Annotated in this window: 14 protein-coding genes and 1 pseudogene; 9 read left to right on the top strand and 6 right to left on the bottom strand. The window is 68.4% G+C overall.

What is annotated here, in order from left to right; all coding sequences use genetic code 11:
- Positions 1-139 precede the first annotated feature (139 nt).
- The 4 genes from hisS to IAI54_RS10875 all read left to right on the top strand — a co-directional run bounded on the left by hisS (position 140) and on the right by IAI54_RS10875 (position 6,738).
- The gene (hisS, locus tag IAI54_RS10890; protein ID WP_187972358.1) at positions 140-1,714 is read left to right on the top strand and encodes a histidine--tRNA ligase; all 1,575 of its coding nucleotides are present in this window, start codon (positions 140-142) and stop codon (positions 1,712-1,714) included.
- Positions 1,715-2,956: 1,242 nt separating this feature from the next.
- The gene (locus tag IAI54_RS10885; protein WP_187972357.1) at positions 2,957-4,138 is read left to right on the top strand and encodes an ATP phosphoribosyltransferase regulatory subunit; all 1,182 of its coding nucleotides are present in this window, start codon (positions 2,957-2,959) and stop codon (positions 4,136-4,138) included.
- On the top strand, positions 4,135-4,830 hold the full coding sequence (gene hisG / locus IAI54_RS10880; RefSeq protein WP_187972356.1) for an ATP phosphoribosyltransferase: 696 nt from the start codon (positions 4,135-4,137) through the stop codon (positions 4,828-4,830). Before IAI54_RS10885 ends, hisG begins: the two co-directional genes overlap by 4 nt.
- Before the next feature lie 183 nt (positions 4,831-5,013).
- Entirely contained in the window at positions 5,014-6,738 is a 1,725-nt protein-coding gene (locus IAI54_RS10875) for an AMP-binding protein (RefSeq protein WP_187972355.1), read from the top strand.
- Positions 6,739-6,851: 113 nt separating this feature from the next.
- Here the strand turns inward: IAI54_RS10875 and IAI54_RS10870 are convergent, their stop codons facing one another.
- Together IAI54_RS10870 and fumC are read right to left on the bottom strand one after the other, a co-directional pair.
- Entirely contained in the window at positions 6,852-7,250 is a 399-nt protein-coding gene (locus IAI54_RS10870; protein WP_187972354.1) for a DoxX family protein, read from the bottom strand.
- Positions 7,251-8,120: 870 nt separating this feature from the next.
- On the bottom strand, positions 8,121-9,521 hold the full coding sequence (gene fumC, locus IAI54_RS10865; protein WP_187972353.1) for a class II fumarate hydratase: 1,401 nt from the start codon (positions 9,519-9,521) through the stop codon (positions 8,121-8,123).
- 222 nt (positions 9,522-9,743) lie between these two features.
- On the opposite strand from fumC, the gene IAI54_RS10860 reads away from it, so the two are divergent.
- From IAI54_RS10860 to IAI54_RS10845, 4 genes are all read left to right on the top strand, one after another.
- A complete protein-coding gene (locus IAI54_RS10860) occupies positions 9,744-11,024 on the top strand; it encodes a hemolysin family protein (protein WP_187972352.1) in 1,281 nt (426 codons plus the stop codon).
- A 211-nt stretch (positions 11,025-11,235) separates the two neighbouring features.
- Entirely contained in the window at positions 11,236-12,198 is a 963-nt protein-coding gene (locus IAI54_RS10855; protein ID WP_187973113.1) for a sialic acid TRAP transporter substrate-binding protein SiaP, read from the top strand.
- A 123-nt stretch (positions 12,199-12,321) separates the two neighbouring features.
- Positions 12,322-12,870, top strand: coding sequence for a TRAP transporter small permease (locus tag IAI54_RS10850; protein WP_187972351.1), 549 nt, complete (start codon positions 12,322-12,324; stop codon positions 12,868-12,870).
- Positions 12,871-12,890: 20 nt separating this feature from the next.
- On the top strand, positions 12,891-14,165 hold the full coding sequence (locus IAI54_RS10845; RefSeq protein WP_420838302.1) for a TRAP transporter large permease: 1,275 nt from the start codon (positions 12,891-12,893) through the stop codon (positions 14,163-14,165).
- Between the two features lie 25 nt (positions 14,166-14,190).
- Here IAI54_RS10845 and IAI54_RS10840 read toward each other — a convergent pair whose 3' ends face one another.
- Positions 14,191-15,099, bottom strand: a complete 909-nt coding sequence (locus IAI54_RS10840) for a MerR family transcriptional regulator (protein WP_235679397.1) — start codon at positions 15,097-15,099, stop codon at positions 14,191-14,193.
- A gap of 193 nt (positions 15,100-15,292) precedes the next feature.
- Here IAI54_RS10840 and IAI54_RS10835 point away from each other — a divergent pair, with 193 nt between their 5' ends.
- On the top strand, positions 15,293-16,951 hold the full coding sequence (locus tag IAI54_RS10835) for a methyl-accepting chemotaxis protein (protein ID WP_235679321.1): 1,659 nt from the start codon (positions 15,293-15,295) through the stop codon (positions 16,949-16,951).
- 271 nt (positions 16,952-17,222) lie between these two features.
- Here the strand turns inward: IAI54_RS10835 and groEL are convergent.
- The 3 genes and pseudogenes from groEL to IAI54_RS10820 all read right to left on the bottom strand — a co-directional run.
- Positions 17,223-17,438 (bottom strand): annotated as a pseudogene (groEL, locus tag IAI54_RS10830) (chaperonin GroEL); the annotation flags it as partial.
- 26 nt (positions 17,439-17,464) lie between these two features.
- Positions 17,465-17,809 (bottom strand): type II toxin-antitoxin system RelE/ParE family toxin, encoded by a 345-nt coding sequence (locus tag IAI54_RS10825; protein ID WP_187972347.1) that lies wholly within the window; start codon positions 17,807-17,809, stop codon positions 17,465-17,467.
- Complete coding sequence (locus IAI54_RS10820; RefSeq protein ID WP_187972346.1) at positions 17,809-18,087, bottom strand: CopG family ribbon-helix-helix protein; 279 nt, start codon at positions 18,085-18,087, stop codon at positions 17,809-17,811. The genes IAI54_RS10825 and IAI54_RS10820 overlap by 1 nt, the downstream gene beginning before the upstream one ends.
- Positions 18,088-18,178: the final 91 nt, after the last annotated feature.

The raw sequence follows: 18,178 nt of genomic DNA, 5'->3' as shown, positions 1-18,178 counted from the left end.
GGCCGGCCCCCGGCACCTGTTGCCGGGAGCCTCACCTCCGCCGCCAACCCTTGCCGCTTCCGGCCCCATCGGCTAAACGCGCGCAGGATTGTTCTCCAGGGCCGGGGGCAACCGCGAACCGGCCGGAAATGCGACGGAAATGACCGGAAAGAGCGAGAAGATGAAAGCGCGCATGCCGCGCGGCTTCGTCGACCGGCAGGCGGCCGACATCCGCGCCGTGGACGAGATGTGCGCGAAGATCCGCGCCGTCTACGAACTCTACGGCTTCGAGCCGGTCGAGCAGCCGATGATCGAATACACCGACGCGCTCGGAAAATTCCTCCCCGACCAGGACCGGCCGAACGAGGGCGTGTTCTCCTTCCAGGACGACGACGAGCAGTGGCTGTCGCTGCGCTACGACCTGACCGCGCCGCTCGCCCGCTACGTGGCGGAGAATTTCGAGAAGCTGCCGAAGCCGTTCCGCAGCTACCGCCAGGGCTGGGTGTTCCGCAACGAGAAGCCGGGCCCGGGCCGCTTCCGCCAGTTCATGCAGTTCGACGCCGACACGGTCGGCACGCCGGGCGTCGCCGCCGACGCCGAGATGGCGATGATGATGGCCGACGTGATGGAGGCGCTGGGGATCGCGCGCGGGGACTATGTGATCCGGGTGAACAACCGCAAGGTGCTGGACGGCGTGCTGGAGGGTATTGGCATTGTCGATTCTAGCCAGAAGCTGGCTGTGTTGAGAGCTATCGACAAGGCCGACAAATTCCCCCGTCGAGAGATTGAAAAGCTGCTCGGCGAAGGGCGGTGGGACGGCGGCGAGATAGGCGTTGGGGACTTTACCAAGGGCGCAGGGCTGGATCGGGAGCAAATCGACGTGGTCTTGGCGATGACAAGACCTACGGCTGCGGTAAACGCTGATCCGACCGAGGACCGGCTGAAGGAGCGAGAGCGGTTATCCAAAGAGGGAACTGGACCGCTGCTGAATTGGGGGCTTCCGATTTTTAGTCGCTTTTCTGTTCTCGAGAACAATACCTTCATCGAAGGGGACAAGGAACTAGCGGACATACAAAGCCTCTGCGTTCGCTCCGGGTACCTCCGCGACCGCATTCGCATCGACCCCTCCGTCGTCCGCGGCCTCGAATACTACACCGGCCCGGTCTACGAGGCCGAACTTCTGGCCGAGATTCCCAACGAGGACGGGCAGATCGTGCGGTTCGGGTCGGTCGGCGGCGGCGGGCGGTATGACGGGCTGGTGTCGCGCTTCCGCGGCGAGCCGGTGCCGGCGACGGGGTTTTCGATCGGCGTGTCGCGGCTGATGACGGCGCTGAAGAACCTCGGCAAGCTGCAGACGGCCGAAATGCCCGGCCCGGTGGTGGTGCTGGTGATGGATCGGGATACCGAGAGCCTCGGCCGCTACCAGAAGATGGTGGGCGAGCTTCGCGCCGCCGGCATCCGCGCCGAGATGTATCTCGGCGGCTCGGGCATGAAGCCGCAGATGAAGTATGCCGACCGGCGCGGCGCCCCTTGCGTGGTGATCCAGGGCGGCGACGAGCGCGCCAAGGGCGTCGTGCAGGTCAAGGACCTCGTCGAGGGCGCGCGGATGGCCGAAAAGATCACCGACAATGCCTCCTGGCGCGAGGGCCGGCCGGCGCAGGTGGAGGTGCCGGAGAGCGAGCTGGTGGCGACGGTGCGCGGGATCATCGCGGCGCAGGCGGCGGAGCGGGGCTAGGGTGTTCGAGGTGCTCGTCCTGTCCGGGGTTGGTGCTTTGTCGCGCCCCCCTCTGCCCTGCCGGGCATCTCCCCCACAAGGGGGGAGATCGGCGGTTCGAGCCTCTGCGCTCGTCTTGCAACGCTGGCGATTGGCGAGGTTGGCGGAGAGAGTGATCTCCCCCCTCGTGGGGGAGATGCCGGCAGGCAGAGGGGGGCGCGACGGAGCGCGGCATCTGCGTTCGGGTCTGGCGTCCTCGCCGAGGGCGATCTGGTGGCCACGGTGCGCGGCATCATCGACGCGCAGGCGGCGGAGCGGGGCTAGGGTGTTCGAGGTGCTCGTCCTGTCGGAGGGTGGCGCTCGGCGAGGTCCCCCCCTCCGTCTCGGGCTTCGCCCGAGCCACCTCCTCCCCGCTTCGCGGGGTGGCGGACGGGCCTGCGGCCCGGCGCGCGTCCTCCGCCCCACGCAGTGGGGGGGACCGTTCGTCATTGCGGGGGCTGGCGCCCGGCGGCGGCGCCTCGTCCTTCCTGACATCTGCGCGAGCGCGACAGCTTTGCCGCCGCTCCGTGCCGTGGTGGGTTTGCCTGCGAGCGCGCTGCCCCCCCTCCGTCTCGGGCTGCGCCCGAGCCACCTCCCCCCCGCTTCGCGGGGTGGCGGACGGGCCTGCGGCCCGGTGCGCGTCCTCCGCCTCACGCAGTGGGGGAGACCATTCGTCATTGCTGGGGCTGGCGCCCGGCGGCGGCGGCGCGTCCTTCCTGAGATCTGCGCGAGCGCGACGGCGTTGCCGCCGCTCCGTCCCGGGGTGGGTTTGCCTGCGAGGGCGCTGCCCCCCCTCCGTCTCGGGCTTCGCCCGAGCCACCTCCCCCCCGCTTTGCGGGGTGGCGGATGGGCCTGCGGCCCGGCGCGCGTCCTCCGCCCCACGCAGTGGCGGGGACCGTTCGTCATTGCGGGGGCTGGCGCCCGGCGGCGGCGCGTCCTTCCTGAAATCTGCGCGAGCGCGACAGCGTTGCCGCCGCTCCGTGCCGGGGTGGGTTTGCCTGCGAGCGCGCTACGCCCCCTCCGTCTCGGGCTGCGCCCGAGCCACCTCCCCCCCGCTTTGCGGGGTGGCGGACGGGCGTCCAGCCTGGCTCCTATCCGCCCCACCACGAAGTGGGGGGGAGGTGGCTCGGGCGAAGCCCGAGACGGAGGGGGGGAAACCTTCCCTAGCCGGGGCGCAATGCGGGACGGAGCGACGGCCGGACCGTCCGCTGCAGAGTGCCGCCCATGACCCGTGTCCCCGCCATCGCCCCCGCCATCACCGCGCTCTTCGCCGAGCGGGGTGCGCATGTGGTCGACGTGCCGATCATCCAGCCGGCCGATCCGTTTCTCGACATGGCGGGCGAGGACCTGCGGCGGCGGATCTTTCTCACCGAGAGCGAGACCGGCGCGAGCCTGTGCCTGCGGCCGGAGTTCACCATCCCGGTCTGCCTCGACCACATCGCCAGCCAGGCCGGCACGCCGCGCCGCTATGCCTATCTCGGCGAAGTGTTCCGGCAGCGGCGCGAGGGCGGCAACGAGTTCTTCCAGGCGGGAATCGAGGATCTGGGCGAGCTCGATGCGGCGATGGCCGACGCGCGCTCGATCGCCGATGCGCATGCGCTCCTGTCGCGGGCGCTGCCCGGGCGGGCGCTTGCCGTGACGCTCGGCGACCAGTCGGTTTTCGAGGCGGTGCTGGCCGCGCTCGGCCTGCCGCGCGGCTGGCGCATGCGGCTGGCGCGGGCCTTCGGCTCGGCCGAACAGCTGGAAGCGGCGCTCGCCGACCTCGCCAACCCGCCGAAGGCCTCGGTGCTGCCCGCGCGGGTGGCGGAACTCGTCGCCGACGGCGACCGCGCAGCACTCGCCGCGCAGATCGCCGAGGGCATGGCCGAGAGCGGCCTGTCGCCGGCGCTCGGCCGCACGCCCGACGAGATCGCGCGGCGGCTGATCGAGAAGGCGGAGCTGCGCAGCGTGCGGCTGTCGGCCGAGGCCTTCTCGGCGCTGAAGGCGTTCCTCGCCATCCGCGCGCCGCTGGACGCCGCCGCCGACGTGCTGGAAGGCTTCGCCAATGGCGCGGGCGTGTCGCTCGGCGCGGCGCTGGAGCGGTTTTCCGCCCGCGCGACGGCGGTGGCGGGACACGGCCTGCCGGGCGAGACGATCACCTACGACGCCGCCTTCGGCCGGCCGCTCGACTACTACACCGGCCTCGTGTTCGAGATCTCCGCCGAGGGCGCGACGCGCACGCTGGTCGGCGGCGGCCGCTACGACCGGCTCCTGACGCTGCTCGGCGCAAAGACGCCGATCCCGGGGGTGGGCTTTTCGGTGTGGCTCGACCGGGTGGACGCATTGCGGGGAGGGGGTGCCGGCGCTGCAGGAGGTGGGAATTCTGCCAGGGCCGCCGGCGCGACAACAGCGGAACCCCGCCCATGAGCATCACCATCGCTCTTCCCTCCAAGGGGCGGCTGCGCGAGCAGGCGCTGGAGGTGTTCGCGCGGGCGGGGCTGCCGGTGGAGGAGCCGGCCGACCAGCGGCGCTACCGCGCCAGGGTCGGCGGGCGCGACGACATCGAGGTGGCGTTCCTGTCGGCCTCCGAGATCGCCAGCGAGCTCGGCCAGGGCAATGTCGATTGCGGCGTCACCGGCGAGGATCTGGTGCGCGAGACGCTGGCGGAGTGGGACGCGAAGGTGGAGATCGCCGCGCGGCTCGGCTTCGGCGAGGCCGACGTGGTTGTGGCGGTGCCGGACATCTGGCTGGACGTGGCGACCATGGCCGATCTCGACGACGTGGCGGCCGAGTTCCGGCAGCGGCACGGCCGGCGCCTGCGGATCGCGACCAAGTACTGGCGTCTGACGCAGCAGTTCTTCTCGCAGAAGCACGGCATCCAGGTCTATCGCATCGTCGAGAGCCTCGGTGCCACCGAGGGCGCGCCGGCGGCGGGCTCGGCCGACATCATCGTCGACATCACCACCACCGGCTCGACGCTGCGGGCGAACCACCTGCGCATCCTCGACGACGGGGTGATCCTGAAGTCGCAGGCCTGCCTTGTCGCCGCCCGGCGGGAGCGGCCGGCCGCGGATGCCGCGGTGCTGGCCGAGGTCTGCCGGCGGGTGCGCGAGGCGTAGGGGCGCCGCCGCCGGAGGCTGCGGGGGCGGTTTCCGCCCCATGCTCCGCTGCGGCGGGATGTGGCGGCGCCGTGCTGCCTGTGCCGCTTCCGATTGCGCTCGACCGGCCGCCTGATACACTGGCGCGAAGGACGCCGGCGGCGCGGAGACGTCTGCCGGCGACGTGCATCGGGAGGACCATCCATGACCACTGACGCCGGCGCGACGCATTCGCTCGCGCCCATCGACGGCCTGTCGCACGTGACGGGCGACCGCTCCGTGCCGCTGCTCGAGGAGACGATCCCGCAGGCGCTGGCGCGGACGGTGGCGCGCTTTCCCGACCGACCGGCCGCGGTGTTCTGCGCACAAGGGGTGCGGGTGACGTGGTCGCAGTTCGCCGCCGCGGTGGACGATCTCGCCGCAGGCCTGCTGGCACTCGGCCTCGAGAAGGGCGACCGCATCGGCATCTGGTCGCCGAACCGCTGGGAATGGCTGCTGACGCAGTTCGCGACGGCGCGGATCGGGCTGGTGATGGTCAACATCAACCCGGCCTACCGGCTCTACGAACTGGAATATGCGCTGAACAAGGTGGGCTGCCGGGCTCTGATCACCGCGGCCGCGTTCAAGTCCTCCGACTATCTCGGCATGGTGACCGAACTGGCGCCTGAACTGGCCACGGCAAAGCCCGGGGAACTCAAGGCGGCGCGGCTGCCGCACCTGCAGACCGTCATCCGCATGGGCGACGCGGTATCGCCGGGGATGTTCAATTTCGACGCCGTGGTGGGGCTGGGGACGGCGAAGGAACGGGCGCGGCTGGATGCCATCACGCAGGGCCTCGACCGCGACGAGGCGATCAACATCCAGTTCACCTCCGGTACCACCGGCGCGCCGAAGGGCGCGACGCTCAGCCATTCCAACATCTTGAACAACGCCCATTTCGTCACCGCGGCGATGAACCTGACCGAAGCGGACCGGCTGTGCATCCCGGTGCCGCTGTACCACTGCTTCGGCATGGTGATGGGCACGCTCGGCTGCGTCACCAAGGGTGCCGCGATGGTGTTTCCGGGCGAGGGCTTCGACCCGGAGGCGACGCTGAAGGCGGTGGCGGCAGAGCGCTGCACGGCGCTCTACGGCGTGCCGACCATGTTCGTGGCCATGCTCGACCATCCAAGCTTCAGGGGCTTCGATCTTTCGTCGCTCAGGACCGGCATCATGGCCGGCGCGCCGTGCCCGATCGAGGTGATGAAGAAGGTGCAGAGCCAGATGAACATGCGCGAGGTCACGATCGCCTACGGCATGACCGAGACGAGCCCGGTCTCGTTCCAGAGCGACGTCGACGACCCGCTGGACAAGCGCGTCTCGACGGTCGGGCGCGTCCACCCGCATGTCGAGGTGAAGGTGGTCGATGCGGACGGCCGTACCGTGCCGCCGGGCGAGCGGGGTGAATTGTGCACCCGCGGATACTCGGTCATGAAGGGCTACTGGGACGAACCGGAAAAGACCGCCGAGGCGATCGACGAGGAGGGCTGGATGCACACCGGCGACCTCGCGACCATCGACGCCGAAGGCTATTGCAACATCGTCGGCCGGGTGAAGGACATGATCATCCGCGGCGGGGAGAACGTCTATCCGCGCGAGGTGGAGGAGTTTCTGTACCGCCACCCCAAGGTACGCGAGGTGCAGGTGTTCGGCGTGCCTGACCCACGCTACGGCGAGGAGGTCTGCGCGTGGATCGTGCCGGGGGCCGAGGTGCCGACAGAAGAGGAGATCCGCGCTTTCTGCCAGGGCCAGATCGCGCACTACAAGATCCCGCGCTACGTGCGGATACGGCCCTCGCTGCCGATGACCGTGACGGGCAAGCCGCAGAAGTTCATCATGCGCGACGAGATGGTGGACGAACTGGGGATCACGGAACTGAAGACGGCCTGAAGCCGCACGGCGCCTGGAGCCAGGATGCGGAAAAGGCCCGGCTTGGGAAAGCCGGGCCTTTTCCGTTTCGCGGCCGTGCCGAAACGCGCCGCCTCAGCGGCGCGCCGTGGAGGTCAGGCCGTCGCGAGCTTGCCGGTGCGGGCATCGACCGAGAGCGCGCCCGGGCCGGACACGTAGAGGGCGAGGAAGCCGCCGGCGATGGTCAGGTTCTTCATGAAGGAGATCATCTGCATCTGGTCTTCCGGCTGGAAGTGGAAGACGTAGCCGGCGAAGACGCAGAAGGCGGCGAGCAGGAGGGCTGCGATCTTCGTCTGGAAGCCGACGAGGATGGCGATGCCGGCGACGGTCTCGAAGATCGCGGCGAGCCAGGCGAGCGCGACCGGCGCGGGCAGGCCGACCGAGCCGATGTAGCCGGCAGTGCCGTCGATGCCGCCGAACTTCTGGAGGCCGGACATGATGAACATGACCGACAGGAGGATGCGGCCGATGAGGAGGATGACGCTGTTGGACATGGGTATCTCCGAGGGATGGGTGGTGGCGGCGACCATAGCCGGATCGGCGGAAACCGATAGCGCTGCGGGGGCCGACGATACGTTCACTATTGTTGAACGATGAGGGGAGCGGTCGAAGGCCGCGCGCTCGGCGGGACTGGGAGGCGCCCCCGTCACCTTCGTCAACCCGGGCGAAGCCGGAGCGAAGCGGAGGCGCAGACCCGGGATCCATGCCTCGGCGGTCGTCGAAAGGCGGGACGACGGAGACATGGAGCGATGTCCGGGACGCTCCGGCGACCGGACGCGCGTCGGCGATGGGGCGCGCCGGCGGTGGCGCCACGGGCCTTGTCGTGGACCGGAGCGCGGGCATGAACGGCGCGGCATGGATCCCGGATACGGCGTCCTTCGCTTCGCTCGGACGCCGTTCCGGGATGACGAAGGCGGCGGGGGGCATGCCGGGCGAGGCAGGCCTGTGCGGTTACCGGTTCGGGGCGGCGTGGTTCCCCCCTCCGCCGCGCTGCGCTCGGCACCTTCTCCCAATGCGGGGGGTTGGAGGATGGGCGTCAGCGCTGGCGGCGGGCTATCCTCCACCCCACGAAGTGGGGGCGGAGGTGGCGTCGCGCAGCGACGACGGAGGGGGGGCGGTGGAGGATGAGGGGCGACGGCGGAGCGGCGCCGGCGGTGGCGCAGGCCTCGTCGTGGACCGGATCGCAGGCATGGGCGGCGAGGCATGGATCCCGGATACGTCGTCCTTCGCTGCGCTCGGACGCCGTTCCGGGATGACGAAGGCGGGGGCGCGCAGGCCTCCAACGCCTCGTCCTCAGCGTCCTCATCCCAAGGCGCGCGCGGAGCGAGCCTCTGGCGGTGTGATGCGGGACGGGAACGCCGACCTCAGCCCGGCTGCGTCATCAGCTCCGGCCGCACGATGCGGTCGTAGTCTTCGGCGGTGACGAGGCCGGTGGCGAGCGCCTCCTCGCGCAGCGTGGTGCCGTTCTTGTGCGCGGTCTTGGCGATCTTCGCGGCGGCATCGTAGCCGATGGTCGGCGCGAGCGCGGTGACCAGCATCAGCGAGCGGTCGAGTGCGGCCTTGATGTTGTCCTCGCGGGCCTCGATGCCCACCACGCAATTGTCGGTGAAGGAGCGGGCGGCATCCGACAGGAGCTGGACCGACTGGAGGAAATTGTAGGCCATCAGCGGATTGTAGACGTTGAGCTCGAAATGGCCCTGGCTGCCGGCGAAGGTCAGCGCCGCATTGTTGCCGAAGACCTGGACGCAGACCTGCGTCAGCGCCTCCGACTGGGTCGGGTTGACCTTGCCCGGCATGATCGAGGAGCCCGGCTCGTTCTCGGGCAGCGACAGTTCGCCGAGGCCGGAGCGCGGGCCCGAGCCGAGGAAGCGGATGTCGTTGGCGATCTTGAACAGGGCTGCTGCGGCGGCGTTGATGGCGCCGTGGCTGAAGACCATCGAATCATGCGCCGCCAGCGCCTCGAACTTGTTCGGCGCGGTGACGAAGGGCAGGCCGGTGATGGCGGCGATGCGCTCGGCGACCTTCTCGGCGAAGCCGATCGGCGCGTTGAGGCCCGTGCCGACGGCGGTGCCGCCCTGGGCGAGCTCGCAGAGGCCGGGCAGGGTCAGCTCGATGCGCCTGATCGACGAGGCGACCTGCGCGGCATAGCCGGAGAATTCCTGACCGAGGGTGAGCGGGGTGGCGTCCTGCGTGTGGGTGCGGCCGATCTTGACGATGTGGTCGAAGGCCTTCGCCTTCGCGTCGAGGGCGGCGTGCAGGTGCTTCAGCGCGGGCAGGAGGTCGTGGACGATGCGCTCGGCGCAGGCGACGTGCATGGCCGTCGGATAGGTGTCGTTCGACGACTGGCTCATGTTGACGTGGTCGTTGGGGTGGACCGGCTTCTTGGAGCCCATCACGCCGCCCAGCATCTCGATGGCGCGGTTGGAGATCACCTCGTTGGCGTTCATGTTGGACTGGGTGCCCGAGCCGGTCTGCCAGACGACCAGCGGAAAGTGGTCGTCGAGCCTGCCGTCGATCACCTCCTGTGCGGCCTTCACGATGGTCTCGCCGATCGTGGCGTCCAGCCTGCCAAGCGCCATGTTGGCCTCGGCCGCCGCCCGCTTGACGATGCCGAGCGCGCGGACGACCGACAGCGGCTGCTTCTCCCAGCCGATTCTGAAATTGCCGAGCGAGCGCTGCGCCTGCGCGCCCCAGTAGCGGTCGGAGGCGACTTCGATCGGGCCGAAGGTGTCGGTCTCGGTGCGGGTGGCGCGGGCGTCGGACATGGCGTGCTCCTCGTGTGCGGTGAGGTCGGGTAGCGCGGGGGCGGGACCGCTTCAAGCGAAGATTGCGGGCGCGCGGCTGCCAAATCGATTCAATGACGGCCGCCAAGGGACTGGAATCGCTTCCTGGACGGCGCGCACCCTGCCAGGGGATGCCGCGCCTTCGGCACCGTCGTCGGGGTGGCGTCGTTGACCCCGAAACCCGGACGTTCTACCGCTGACGGCATGTTCGAACTGATCGTCGCGGCGTGCCTCATCCTGCTCAACGGCGTCTTCGCGCTGTCGGAGCTGTCGGTCGTGTCGGCGCGCAAGCCGCGGCTGGCGGTTCTGGCCGAGCAGGGGCGGGCCGGTGCCAGGGCCGCGTTGCGGCTGGCGGAGGAGCCCGGGCGCTTCCTCTCGGCCGTCCAGATCGGCATCACGCTGATCGGCATCCTGGCCGGCGCCTTCTCGGGTGCCGCACTCGGGGCGCGCATGAGTGCGATCCTGATGGGCTACGGCCTCGCCGAGAACGTCGCCGAGGTCGCCGGCTATGGAATCGTCATCGGCCTGATCACCTTCCTGTCCGTGATCATCGGCGAATTGGTGCCGAAGCATCTGGCGCTGAAGAATGCCGAAGGCTTCGCCTGCATGGTGGCGCCGGCGATGGAGATGTTCTCGCGCTTCGCAGCACCCGTCATCTGGCTGCTCGACGCCTCCACGCGGGCGATCCTGCGGGCGGGCGGCATGGGTGCGGAGGCGGAATCCACGCTGACCGACGAAGAGATCCGCACCGTGATCGCCGAGGCGGAAAGCGCCGGCGTCATCGAGGCGGCCGAGCAGGCCATGATTTCGGGCGTGATGCGGCTCGGCGACCGGACGGCACGCGCGCTGATGACGCCGCGCACCGAGGTCGAGGCCATCGACACGGCGCTTTCAGCCGAGGCGCTGCGCGCGGCGCTGCTGGCGACCAGCCATACGCGGGTGCCGGTCTACGAGGGCAGCGTCGATTCGGTCATCGGCGTGGTGCGCGTCCGCGACGTGGCGACGGGACTGCTGTCGAAACCGCAGTCCCTGCTTGCCCAGCACGTCAGGTCCGCGCCGGTGGTGCCGGACACGATGTCGGCGCTGGCGGTGCTCGAGACCCTGCAGAAGGCCGACGTGCCGATGGTGCTGGTGCATGACGAGTTCGGCCATTTCGAAGGCGTGATCACGCCGGCCGACATTCTCGACGCGATCGCAGGCGCCTTCCGCTCCGACGAGGAGGAGGGAGCCGAGCCGGAAGCGCACCAGCGCGCGGACGGGTCCTGGCTGCTCGCCGGATCGATGCCGGCCGACGAGATGGCCGACCTGCTTCGGCTCGAACTGCCGGCGCGGCGCGGCTACGAGACCGTGGCCGGCTTCCTGCTCGACGCCTTCAAGCGGCTGCCGGACACGGGCGAGGCGATCGACATCGGGACGTGGCGATTCGAGATCGTCGATCTCGACGGCCGGCGCATCGACAAGGTGCTGGCGGCGCGGAAAGGGTGAGAGCGCGCCTGCGCGCGCCCCCGATTTTAGCCTTCGCTTGATTTCCCGTTCCATCCTGTCGATACTCCTTCCGGAGGATCGGGAGAGGCAGGAGGATGTACACCCGGCGAGGTCCGGGGCAGCGCCAAGACAAACAGAAAGATCGGGCGGGAGGAGCCGCACCGAACCACAGATTTCTCGGGAGGAGACGATCGTGAACACCATCAAGACGATGGCCGCTCTGGCCAGTTCAGCTGCCGTTTGCCTTGCGGCGACGGTGCCCGCATCGGCGGAAACAGCGCTCAAGTGGGCCCATGTCTACGAAGTGAGCGAGCCGTATCACACGTGCGCGGTGGCGGCGTCCGACAGGCTGAAGGCGGCGACCGACGGGCGCTATTCGGTCGAGGTCTTCCCGGCCTCCTCGCTCGGCAAGGAATCCGACATCAACGAGGGGCTCGGGCTCGGCACCGTCGACATCATCTATACCGGGCAGCTGTTCGCCGGCCGGTCCTACGGCCCGATCGCCATCGGCGGCGCGCCCTACATGTTCCGCGACTACGCGCACTGGGACAACTACCGCAACTCCGATCTCTTCAAGGATCTGGCCAAGGGCTATACCGACGCCACCGGCAACCACATCACCTCGATGACCTATTACGGCCAGCGCCACGTCACCTCCAACAAGCCGATCGACAAGCCGGAGGATCTCGCCGGCCTGAAGATCCGCGTTCCGGACGCGCCGCTCTACATGATGTTCCCCAAGGCGGCCGGTGCCAACCCGACGCCGATCGCCTTCGCGGAAGTGTATCTCGCCCTGCAGCAGGGCACGGTGGACGCGCAGGAGAATCCGCTGCCCACCATCCAGGCCAAGAAGTTCTACGAGGTGCAGAAGCACATCAACCTGACCGGCCACATCACCGACGCGCTTCTGACCATCGTCGGCGGCCCGGCCTGGAACGCCATGGACGCGGCCGACCAGGCGGCGCTGGAGACCGTGCTCGACGAAACCTCGGTCTGCGCCACCGAGCAGATCATCGAGGCCGAGAAGAACCTCGTCCAGTGGTTCCGCGACCAGGGTGTCGACGTGCGCGAGGTCGACCGCGCGCCGTTCCGCGAGGCCACGATGACGCTGCACAACGGACCGGACGCGACCTGGGACCAGGCGACCTACGACAGGCTGCAGGCCATCCAGTAGCGACGGCACGGCGCTGGCTGCCTGCTGCCGCCCTTGCGGGCAAGGGCGGCAGGGACGGCGGCCTTCCTTGCGGTTCCCGGCGGCGCAGTTGCGTGCCGCCGGCCTTCCTCTGCGGAGACCAGGATGCGGCAGGACGACCCGGGCACCGGCGCGGAGCCGGACGAGAGCGAGCGGCTGGACGACATCAAGCTTCAGGACGGCATCGTGCTCGTCGTCTTCTGGACGCTGGCCGTCGTCGTGTTCCTGCAGTTCTTCACGCGCTACGTGCTCAACAATTCGCTCGGCTGGACCGAGGAGATCGCGCGCTACCTTCTGATCGGCGTCACCTTCGTGGGGGCGGTGATGGCGGTGCGCAAGGAGAGCCACATCGCGGTCGAGCTCGTCTACCGCTGGCTGCCGCGCCGCGCCCGCCTTGCCCTGCAGATCGGCGTCGACCTCGTGGCGCTCGCCTTCTACGCCATCACGGGATGGCTCTGCGTGGGGCTGGCGCAGCGCACGCAGCAGATGATGGGCGCGATCGACCTGCCGAAGTCGATCGTCTACTGGGCGGTCGCGGCCTGTTTCGCGGGTATGACCCTCTACGGCGTCGTCGTGCTCGTGCGCCACATCCGCACCGGCACCAGCCGCCTCGTTGATCCGGAGCTGTTCTCCGCCACCGGCCCCACCCTCTAGCGCGGCGCCCGATCATGCTCCTGACCCTGCTCTTCGTGCTCCTCCTCGTGATGCTCATGCTCGGCGTGCCGGTGGCGATCGCGCTTGCCGGCGCCTCGGCGGTGTTCATCTTCCTCGACGGGCGCATCCCCGACGTCGTCGTGGTGCACCGGATGATCAACGGGGTGGATTCCTTCCCGCTGCTGGCGGTGCCCTTCTTCATCCTGGCCGGCAACCTGATGAATTCAGCCGGCATCACCGAGCGCATCTTCGATTTCGCAAAGGCGCTGGTGGGCTGGATGCGCGGCGGGCTCGGCCACGTCAACATCGGCGCCTCGGTCATCTTCGCCGGCATGTCGGGGGCCGCGGTGGCGGATGCCGGCGGGCTCGGCGCCATCGAGATCAAGGCGATGCGCGACGCCAACTACGACCCGGGTTTCGCGGTCGGCATCACGGCGGCGTCCTCGACGATCGGCCCGATCATCCCGCCCTCGCTGCCGATGGTCATCTACGGCGTGGTGGCGGGGGCCTCGATCGGCCAGCTCTTCGCCGCCGGCTTCGTGCCCGGGCTGATCATGGCGGTGTCGCTGATGATCATGGTGGCGATCTATGCGCGCCGAAACGGCTACCCGCGCGACCAGGCCTTCTCGCTGCCGGTGCTCGGCACCAGCTTCCTGCGCGCCTTCCTGTCGCTGATGACGCCGGTGATCATCGTCGGCGGCATCCTGTCGGGCGCCTTCACGCCGACGGAGGCGGCGATCGCCGCCTGCGTCTGGGCGCTGTTCCTCGGGCTCGTGGTCTACCGCACGCTGTCGCTGCGGCGCTTCCTGCGCGTCTCGTTCGACACGATCGAGACGACGGCGGTGGTGCTGTTCATCGTGGCGGCGGCGTCGATCTTCGCCTGGATCCTCGCCTCCAACAGGGTGCCCGAGCACTTCGCGGCGCTGGTGCTGACGGTGTCGGAGAACCCGATCATCGTGCTTTTGCTGATCAACCTGATCCTGCTCGTCGTCGGCTGTTTCCTGGAGACGGTGGCCGCGATCACCATCCTGGTGCCGGTGCTCCTGCCGATCGCCGTCAAGGTGGGCGTCGACCCGGTGCATTTCGGGGTGATCGTGGTTCTCAACCTGATGATCGGCCTGCTGACGCCGCCGGTGGGACTGGTGCTCTACGTGCTGGCGCGGGTGTCGAAGGTGCCGTTCGAGCGCTGCGTGGTGGCGACCGCGCCGTTCCTGATCCCGCTCGGCATCGTGCTGGCGCTGATCACCTTCGTCCCTGCGCTCACGCTCTGGCTGCCGACGCTGCTGTACCGGTGAGGGGGCGGGGCGCCGGCCGATACCGTCAAGCGGAACGAGGTCTGCGGCGCCGTTCCCGCACGTCCGACAGGGCTCCCGCAAAACTGCTGTAGTCGTGAAAGGTCCGAATTGCCTGTTCATCGGCCTCACGGTTCACCGAGAGGGCTGGAGACGAACCGATCCAGAGTTCGCGACGATTTCCGAGGCTTGCGCCCAGCCGTTCCAGCCGTTCGCGCGCCACGTCCAGCCCCGTCGCATCCGTGGTTACGGACAGCACGACCACGTCGACGTCGAGAGCCTCCGCGCCGGCGACGATCTCGTCGACATCGAGGTCCGGTCCGAGGTAGAGGGCGTCGTGTCCCGCCGCCAGGGCAAGGTACCAGGCGAAGATGGCGCCCAGTTCATGCCGGTCTCCGGCCAAGGTGCTGAACAACAAACGCACATGTAATTCGGCAGGCGTCCGGGTTGCGGCCGCAATCGATACGACCTGACGCATGATCGCCGACGCCAGATGTTCCGCGTGGACCGGGAGATCGCCCCGGGACCACGCCTCGCCCATGTGCCGCAATAGCGGTGCGAATACGCTCTCTATGGCATCGAGCGGCGACAGCAACGTCAGGGCCTCGACCAATCGCGCGCGGAAACCGACGAAGTCGCGGTTTTCCAGAGACTCGACCGCCCTCCGATAGAGCGCCTGAGCAGCCGCATTCTCGGTGCTCTCCGCTTCGCCTTTCGCGACGAGGTCCAGCAGCGCGGTGAACGACATCCCTGCAAGGGTCGTGATCGCATGGCCGCGTCCGAGGAGAGTCGCGATCGCGACGAGGCGGTCAACCTCCCCGGCGGAATAGCGTCGCCGGTTTCCCTCGCTGCGTTCCGGGGCCGGCACCCCGTAGCGGCGCTCCCATGTCCGCAAGGTGGATGCGTTCAGGCCGGTGAGACGGCAGACGGCAGTCATGGAATACACGAAGCGTTCAACTCCTTCGACAAACCGGAATGTTGTTCAGAACCTATTCATTGTTGTGGGGCTCAATGCAAGCAGACAATCCCCAAACCCGACCTGATCCGGAGGAATGATGTTCAGCAGGCTACGTCGTAGTGGCAGCATGCGCTCTGCAGCGCTGGCTATGGAGGCCCTGAGGGCCAATGTCATGATAGCCGACGAGAATTTGACGATCGTCTACGTCAATCCGGCTTTGCGATCCTTCCTCGAGAAGGCGGAAGCCGAACTGAAGCGGGAACTCCCGCGGTTCAGCGTCGCGTCCCTCATCGGCAGCAACATCGACATCTTCCACAAGAACCCGACGCATCAGCGAACGATGCTCGCCCGTCTCGAGCAGACACACGTGGCGACGATCTGGGTCGGCAGCCAGGCTTTCGATCTGGTCGTCAATCCCCTCAAGCAAGGCGGCCGCCGAAAAGGCTTCGTGGTCGAGTGGGCGGATGCCAAGGCGCGGATCCTGAACGTCGACTACGCCGCACAGATCGCCGCCATCGGCAGGTCGCAGGCTGTGATCGAGTTCCAGCCCGAGGGCACGATCATCGGAGCGAACGACAACTTCCTGAAGACGATGGGCTATGCCCGCGAGGAAATCATCGGTCAGCATCACCGGATGTTCGTTGACCCGACCGACGCCAGCGATCCGGCCTATGACCGGTTCTGGGACGACCTCCGACGCGGCCAGCACAGGACGTCGGAATTCCGTCGGATCGGCAAGGGCGGACGCGAGGTGTGGATCCAGGGGTCATACAACCCGATCCTGGACGAGAACGGCAAGGTGACCAAGATCGTCAAGTTCGCGACCGACATCACGGACAACGTCCGTTTCGTCAACAATATCGGCAACGCGCTCTCGGCACTTGCGGATGGCGATCTCGAACAGCGCCTGACGGAGCCGCTGTCGCCCGCCTTCGAACGGCTTCGTCTGGACTTCAATGCGGCGCTGTCGACCCTCCAGAAGACGATAAGCGCCATCGCCGGAAGCTCGACCTCGATCGAGGAACGCACCACCGTGCTGCGCACGTCTTCCGACGATCTCGCCTATCGTTCGGAAGAGCAGGCGGCGAGCCTGGAAGAAAGCGCGGCGGCGCTCAGCCAGATCACACAGACCGTCAAGCGCACGAGCGAGAACACCCGGAATGCGCGCGGCGTCGTCGCGACGACGACGACCGACGCGGCCAAGGCGTCCGAGGTGATGAAGCTGACCGTCGCGGCCATGAAGAGCCTCGAGAACTCTTCCACCCGGATCAGCGAGATCATCGGCACGGTCGACGAGATCGCGTTCCAGACGAATCTCCTCGCGCTCAATGCGGGCGTCGAGGCGGCGCGCGCCGGCGAGAGCGGTCGCGGCTTTGCGGTGGTGGCGAGCGAGGTTCGCGCCCTGGCCCAGCGCTCGGCGGAGGCGGCCAAGGAGATCAAGACCCTGATCGCGGAATCGTCCCGCCACGTTTCCGAGAGCGTCGATCTCGTCGCCCAGACCGGTACGGCCATCGAAAGCGTCGTGCGCGGGATCGGTGGCATCAACGTCATCGTGGAAGGCATCGCCGTTTCGGCCGAAGAGCAGGCGATGAGCCTCGATCAGGTCAACAGTTCGGTCGACCAGATGAACCAGGTGACCCAGAAGAACTCCGTGATGGCGCAGGAGGCGACGGCGATCTCCTCGGAACTCGCCGCCGAGACGATCAGGATGGGAGAACTGCTCGGACAGTTCCGCGTCGGATCACCCGCCCGCTCGTTCGAAGCGGCCGTGCCGACGGTCAACGCGTCGCCGAAGGATTGGCAGGTGCCGCATCGCAAGCGCGCAGCCTGAACGGGGGACGACCATCGGCGCGCGCCGATCCGGAGGGCGGTGCGCGTCGAGGCGTCGGGATCCGCCCGATGACGCCGGTGTGCGCCGGAGGCAAGGGCAACGCGATGGCGCAATGAAGAAAGGCGGCCCGTGAGGACCGCCTTTCTTCATTTCTTCGCACCGGCCCGAAATCGGCCGAAGCGAAAAGGGGCGGCCCTTGCGGACCGCCCCTCGCATTTCCGACCGGTTGGCTGGAAGGAGCCGGATCCTCGGGTCAAGCCCGAGGACAGGCTTAGAAGTCCATGCCGCCCATGCCGCCGCCCATTCCGCCGGGCATGCCGCCGCCGGCGACTTCCTTCTTCGGAGCCTCGGCGATCATGGCCTCGGTGGTGACCAGCAGGCCGGCGACCGAAGCCGCGTCCTGGAGGGCGGTGCGGACGACCTTGACCGGGTCGACGATGTCCCTGGCGATCACATCGCCGAACTCGCCGGTCCGGGCGTCGTAGCCGTCGCTCCGGCTGGCGTCGTCTCGGTCTAACGAATACCCTCGGGTTTCGGTGGCGCATCGTCGGCGAGGTCTTCGAGGAGTTCCGAAGGCGCCCGGGCATCCTCCTGGCGACCGTGCCGAAAGGCGACGATTTCGATGGTGTCGCCCTGGGTTCGCGTGGTGATCACGTAGGGCGCCATCACGATCCTTCGTGTTCCCGGGATATCCCCGCGAACGCCGAGATTGGGGAAGGTGATCAGCCGCGCCTGGAGCGCGCGCATCTCCTGGACGATGCGTTCGGCGGCGGCGGGGTTGCGTTCGGCGACGTAGGCGATCGCCTCGAGAAAGCGGCGCCTGGCCGCCGGCGCCATGCGGGCCCGGCGCGGCGCCATCAGCCAGCCTTGGCACGCCGGTTCGAACGCGCCGCCGCGGCGAGGGTCTCGGCTTCGTCCAGGACGTCGTCGAGATCGATGCCTTCCCCGGCGTCGAGTTGATCCAGTCCCTCGATCTCGTCCAGCACCTGCCGGCCTTCGCCGTCCAGATATGTCCGGAACGCGCGGAGCATGACCCAGGTCCGGTCGCGATCGAGCGCGCGCGCGATGCGCTCGAAGTCGCCGATCATCGCAGCCGGGACGCGGATGGACACCTGTGTCTTGTCGTCGGCCTTCATGAGCGATCCTAGCGTATGTCAATGGGATGCAGCGTATACCATGAGCCGCACCCGGTCAAAGCGGTGCGCTGAGCCTTCCACGCCTCGTCGG

Source organism: Aquibium microcysteis (assembly GCF_014495845.1).
Lineage (GTDB): Bacteria > Pseudomonadota > Alphaproteobacteria > Rhizobiales > Rhizobiaceae > Aquibium > Aquibium microcysteis.
Note: the sequence above shows the minus strand (reverse complement) of the source record. Positions and strands in the feature narration are given on the sequence as shown.

Coding starts and splice junctions, on each gene's coding strand:
- hisS (WP_187972358.1), top strand. CDS start 140: ATGACCGGAAAGAGCGAGAAGATGAAAGCGCGCATGCCGCGCGGCTTC.
- IAI54_RS10885 (WP_187972357.1), top strand. CDS start 2,957: ATGACCCGTGTCCCCGCCATCGCCCCCGCCATCACCGCGCTCTTCGCC.
- hisG (WP_187972356.1), top strand. CDS start 4,135: ATGAGCATCACCATCGCTCTTCCCTCCAAGGGGCGGCTGCGCGAGCAG.
- IAI54_RS10875 (WP_187972355.1), top strand. CDS start 5,014: ATGACCACTGACGCCGGCGCGACGCATTCGCTCGCGCCCATCGACGGC.
- IAI54_RS10870 (WP_187972354.1), bottom strand. CDS start 7,250: ATGTCCAACAGCGTCATCCTCCTCATCGGCCGCATCCTCCTGTCGGTC.
- fumC (WP_187972353.1), bottom strand. CDS start 9,521: ATGTCCGACGCCCGCGCCACCCGCACCGAGACCGACACCTTCGGCCCG.
- IAI54_RS10860 (WP_187972352.1), top strand. CDS start 9,744: ATGTTCGAACTGATCGTCGCGGCGTGCCTCATCCTGCTCAACGGCGTC.
- IAI54_RS10855 (WP_187973113.1), top strand. CDS start 11,236: ATGGCCGCTCTGGCCAGTTCAGCTGCCGTTTGCCTTGCGGCGACGGTG.
- IAI54_RS10850 (WP_187972351.1), top strand. CDS start 12,322: ATGCGGCAGGACGACCCGGGCACCGGCGCGGAGCCGGACGAGAGCGAG.
- IAI54_RS10840 (WP_235679397.1), bottom strand. CDS start 15,099: ATGACTGCCGTCTGCCGTCTCACCGGCCTGAACGCATCCACCTTGCGG.
- IAI54_RS10835 (WP_235679321.1), top strand. CDS start 15,293: ATGATAGCCGACGAGAATTTGACGATCGTCTACGTCAATCCGGCTTTG.
- IAI54_RS10825 (WP_187972347.1), bottom strand. CDS start 17,809: ATGGCGCCGCGCCGGGCCCGCATGGCGCCGGCGGCCAGGCGCCGCTTT.
- IAI54_RS10820 (WP_187972346.1), bottom strand. CDS start 18,087: ATGAAGGCCGACGACAAGACACAGGTGTCCATCCGCGTCCCGGCTGCG.